General features: G+C 31.3%; 6 protein-coding genes. 3 read left to right on the forward strand and 3 right to left on the reverse strand.

The window, feature by feature from the left end; all coding sequences use genetic code 11:
- Window positions 1-88: 88 nt before the first annotated feature.
- Window positions 89-301, reverse strand: a complete 213-nt coding sequence (locus MR041_RS15530) for an Arm DNA-binding domain-containing protein (protein WP_339328759.1) — start codon at window positions 299-301, stop codon at window positions 89-91.
- A gap of 42 nt (window positions 302-343) precedes the next feature.
- Here MR041_RS15530 and MR041_RS15535 point away from each other — a divergent pair, with 42 nt between their 5' ends.
- The 3 genes from MR041_RS15535 (at window position 344) to MR041_RS15545 (ending at window position 2,509) form a co-directional block, all read left to right on the forward strand.
- Window positions 344-901, forward strand: coding sequence for a hypothetical protein (locus tag MR041_RS15535; RefSeq protein WP_242095166.1), 558 nt, complete (start codon window positions 344-346; stop codon window positions 899-901).
- 148 nt (window positions 902-1,049) lie between these two features.
- Window positions 1,050-1,499, forward strand: coding sequence for a hypothetical protein (locus tag MR041_RS15540; protein ID WP_242095167.1), 450 nt, complete (start codon window positions 1,050-1,052; stop codon window positions 1,497-1,499).
- Between the two features lie 593 nt (window positions 1,500-2,092).
- Window positions 2,093-2,509: a carboxymuconolactone decarboxylase family protein gene (locus tag MR041_RS15545; RefSeq protein ID WP_242095168.1), complete on the forward strand. Its 417-nt coding sequence runs from the start codon at window positions 2,093-2,095 to the stop codon at window positions 2,507-2,509.
- Between the two features lie 141 nt (window positions 2,510-2,650).
- Here MR041_RS15545 and MR041_RS15550 read toward each other — a convergent pair whose 3' ends face one another.
- Together MR041_RS15550 and MR041_RS15555 are read right to left on the reverse strand one after the other, a co-directional pair.
- Window positions 2,651-3,403 carry a DUF6090 family protein gene (locus MR041_RS15550; protein ID WP_242095169.1) on the reverse strand — a complete coding sequence of 251 codons (753 nt, stop codon included), beginning with the start codon at window positions 3,401-3,403 and terminating at the stop codon, window positions 2,651-2,653.
- Between the two features lie 374 nt (window positions 3,404-3,777).
- Complete coding sequence (locus MR041_RS15555; RefSeq protein WP_242095170.1) at window positions 3,778-4,509, reverse strand: DUF6090 family protein; 732 nt, start codon at window positions 4,507-4,509, stop codon at window positions 3,778-3,780.
- Window positions 4,510-4,704 lie beyond the last annotated feature (195 nt).

The raw sequence follows: 4,704 nt of genomic DNA on the forward strand, positions 1-4,704 counted from the left end.
ACTTCTTTTTTGCCATAATGTTTACTTTTTAAGGTTTGTAATAAAGCCTTGAAAGCATGCTTTCAAGTTAATAATCTATTACTTAACTTTATTCCTTAACTGGTAAACATTTAGCTGACGCTACACATCCTGTGGAGAACTCCTTTCTAATTTTATTGTAAGTTATTCTGCATTTAATAGAAGATTGACCTCTTTTATTAATTTTAGATTTATCTAGGTAGAATCTTATTGATAGTTTCATGGTTTTTGGTTTTATAATTATTAATTTTGAATTAGTTGACAATGTGCATTCTAGATGCATATCTTTATTGTCTTAATCGTATGTGTTCTTAAATTTTTAAGTATGAAAAAGCTTTTTCTAGGTTTATTGATGTTATTTTCATTTCAAACTTTTTCCCAAAACAACTTCAGAGCAATGAATTGGGATGACTCCATATCAGATTTAAAATCTCAATACCCAGATATTCAATGGATAATTGAGGCTGTAGATGAATTGAAAATGTATATAACAGATGATTATGTGGGTGGATTAAAAGTATATGTTTCTTATATGTTTGTTGATGGCAAACTAAAAGGTGGTGCTTACAATTTTATGGAAGAACATAGTTCTGATAATTTATACCATGAAGATTTTCTATCAATTTCTGATATATTAAATAAAAAGTATGAAATGGAAAGAGAGGAAAAATGGAATAAAACTACATGGAAAAATAATCCTGATTATATAGGCCATGCATTGAGAATGGGAGATGTTGAAATAACCGAAACTTATGGAGATGAAGATACTCTTATAACACACGCTATATCAAGTAATAGTTCGGGAGACATTACCCATATGTTGTTTTATGCAGACATAGATTACATGAAAGCTAAGAGAAATTCAGTAGTTGATGATTTTTAAAACTCTAAAATGGGGCACCTCAATAAAATATATTGGGCACCTATTCTACACCTTTTTCAGGAAAAAAACAAAGCAAGTTGGCGTCTCGTGATAATTATCATAATTACCAATATTTAAAAGGATTATCTTGCGAGCTAAAACAACCTTTATGAGAAAAGCACTTAGTTTAATTGTTCTTACAGTTTTAATGGCATGTAGTAGTAATGATAAAGAAGATAGTCCTGAGCTGGACCAGACATTTTTAGAAAAATATCACAATACGATTTGGTTACAACAAGACACCGAAACTCAAACTGTGTATAGACATTTCAAAAACGACTTGAATGATGCTGTTGTTACACACTATGATGGTCCTGGTGCTTGCTTTGAGACAGGAGAATACGATTTAAATTTTGATGAAATCATGGAAAATTCTCTGAATAAATTAGAAATAAAATTTAACTATAGTGTAAATGAATACCAAATAGACACCTATACATTTTCCAACGGTGTTATGACTTACCATTGGTATGAATTTTATTTTGGCAGTGTTACAGAGGCTACTTATACTTTAGTAGAAACCTCATTAAGCATAAATAATATTAATTTCTGTAATTAGACGAGATTTATAAACCAAAAAACCCCAACTTACACTGAGGTTTCTAGCACTTGGGTGGTCCCAATTTTGATATTAAGGCTATAAATAAAAATGACATATCCTCAAAACACCAACGATATTTCATTTGACAGGGTAAACCATCAGAACATCCTGAAACCCTCTAAAACCTCGATATGTCATGCTTAAAACACCCCCTACACCCCAAATCAACCAAAGTCATTTCATTGTATTCATCTTTAAATTTATCGACGCTTCAATTTAATTAGGACACATAAAAGGTGAAATAATGAGCATCAGTTAAGCCAATCTAAACTGATATCCCTCATTGTAAAATTTTAGTATTACGGTTAGATTATTAGAATAATTAATTCTTCAAACGCAGAATGAAGTTATAACTTGATAAGGTACGAAATTATTCATACTAATCATAGAACTTATTTCATGTCAGAGTTTCTATAAATTCATTAAATTTTCAGATTACCTTACTAAGTCTTTTACATTAAACTTAGCCGTCAATTCATGAGAACTCTAATGCTATCATTTTTCCTTTTATGAGATGCATGACATTATAATTTAATTAAAATCAAACCATTATGAGAAATTTTCTAGTAATCTTAGTTCTTATTTCAAGTCTTTGCACTGGATTTGCCCAAGATGTCTTAACACCCCAAGAAAAGGCGGAATTGCTCGCTAAAAGCCCGTTCAATTCTCTTTATCCCACCTCAGTTCTTAAAAGTGCTGATGAATTTTTTGATGCTATGGATGCTGTACTAAAAAATGGAGCAATTGAAGAAAAGGAGGCTCACTTGATCGCTTTAGGAACGGCTGCTGCTACCAAATGTAAATATTGCATACCCTATCATTTGGCCGAAGCCAAAAGACTTGGAGCCACTGAGGAAGAAATCAAAACAGCTGTTTTAATCGCTTCCGATGTCTTGCGCATGAGTACATTGCTTTATGGTAATGATTATGATCTGGCAGAATTTAAAAAGCTGCTGAGTGGGAATTAACACTTATTGATGTCAAAAGGTGGCGCCTCAACACCTTTTTCAAGAAAAAACTTTGCAAGTAATACACCAAACTGAAAATCCTCGCGGATTTTCGTAGTAGGCTAGAACTAGCAATAAATTATATACGGTGTTGTGCCTTCGTTATTTATTTTTCAACTCGTGGTCAATTTGATTAATACAGTCTTCAACACTCACTTTTAGGTTCTGATAAATTAATGTCATAAGTTCCCTAAGTGTATGATTTAACCTTATTGCATTTCTAAAAGAATAATTATTCATTAAGGATTCACTATTTATGGGTTTGGCAAACCCATTTATGTTTCCTTGTGCATTCTCAACATTAAACTCTGATATGTTAAGAGAATTTGTTACTTCAGGTATTAGAATCTGATATTGAAATTGATGGTCATCTTTCATTTCAAAGTCTATCGCGTTATAAAAATCAAATTCATATAATTTAGTTATACGTTGTCTCAATGAATCGTTGGTGATTATTTCTAATCCACGTGATTTTAAATTTTCGTAAGCACTCATATTTGCCAATGTTCTTGTTGAAAAAAATAGATTTGAGAAATGAAAGTCAAGTGAATCTGTATAGTTAATTTTTCCATTAAGATACTTAAGCACTATTTTATTTGATTGTAATTTACTTTTATTAAAGGCTATATTAAAATCTATGTCGTCAAGGTCTTTTGTCAGATTTTGTTTAATTTCCTTTAGGTATTTAATTTCTATCTTTTTCTGTTGATTATTGTTGTTCCAATTATTTATCTGTAGGGCAATCAAAATACCAATGACCACTAAAACTATTTCACCAATAGCATAAAGCAAATACTTACTAAACCTATTCTGTGATAATAGCTGTTGGCGTATGTTGCGAAAGAATTTAATCATGGTTTGTTGGTTAACCTTCTAAAGATACAGAAATTCTAAATGAAACTTTAGGACATAAAAAAACCCCAGCTTACACTGAGGTTTCTAACGCTTGGGTGGTCCCACCTTTAGCTTCCCGCTTGCAGCGGGACAGGCGTCTTCACCTAAAAGGGTAAATCTAAAAAAGACCATACTTCCGTGCAGTCTTTTTCAGTTTTTGCTCCCCCTAATAGTTTTGTCGAACCAATTTAATGAGAAACTTAAGCGTTTTGCCTTACTTTACGAAGGCAAATATAAAAATAATAGTATCGTCCCCTAGCGGGTGACATTGAATTATCGAACCAAAATGGGTTTATCAATGATTTTATGGAAGTGGTTGGTTTTTATGTTTAATATCATTCATCATTAGACAGAATTTCCAATAATGATTCTGTTTCTTTCAATAACCTCTTTCTGTTATCAAGATTAAATTTGTTAACAATTGATTTTGAATTTAGAACTGAGTTAAAGCCTAAAACAAATTTATCTTTATCTATGAAACTCCATATTTTATCTAAATTCTCTCCTCGAATCATACTGACTTCATCAATCTGTGGCAAATCACTTTGAGTAAGGTAATTTGTGTAAAAGCCCAATTCAGTTTCAATAGCAGATACAACTTCTTTCTGTAAATTATTAAATCTCATCAAGTCGTCATAAATAGAATCTTTAAATAAATCTATGTTTCCTGTAGATAAAAGGGCCTCAATAGTATTTCTGTTAAAGTTTCGTTCCACATATATAAAAAAATGAAAGTCATTTCTGTAAAGCTTTATTAATGAATCTATATCAAACTCATTTTTAGAGATTTTATCACCTATTGCCTTACAATTTTCAATATCCCATATTGTGGTATCGATATCTATCTTAAGTTGGTTTACGTCTTTTTCTAAATCCTCAATAAGTGCTCTCTTGTAAACATCTTTAAGCTTATGTCGTTTCCTCTGCTCATTCCAGTTATTGACCTGCAATGCAATTAAAATCCCAACAACCACCAGTACAATCTCCCCAATAGCATAAAGCAAATACTTACTAAACCTATTCCGTGATAATAGCTGTTGGCGTATGTTGCGAAAGAATTTAATCATGGTGTATGTAGTCAAAGCATGTTTACCAGTTAGGCTTAAAATTAAGTTATTAGTTCATTTTTTGCAATTGTGTAGCGTCAGCTAAATGTTTACCAGTTAAGGAATAAAGTTAAGTAATAGATTATTAACTTGAAAGCATGCTTTCAAGGCTTTATTACAAACCTTAAAAAGTAAACATTATGGCAAAAAAGAAGT

This window comes from Aestuariivivens sediminicola (assembly GCF_022662015.1).
Taxonomy (GTDB): Bacteria; Bacteroidota; Bacteroidia; order Flavobacteriales; family Flavobacteriaceae; genus Aestuariivivens; species Aestuariivivens sediminicola.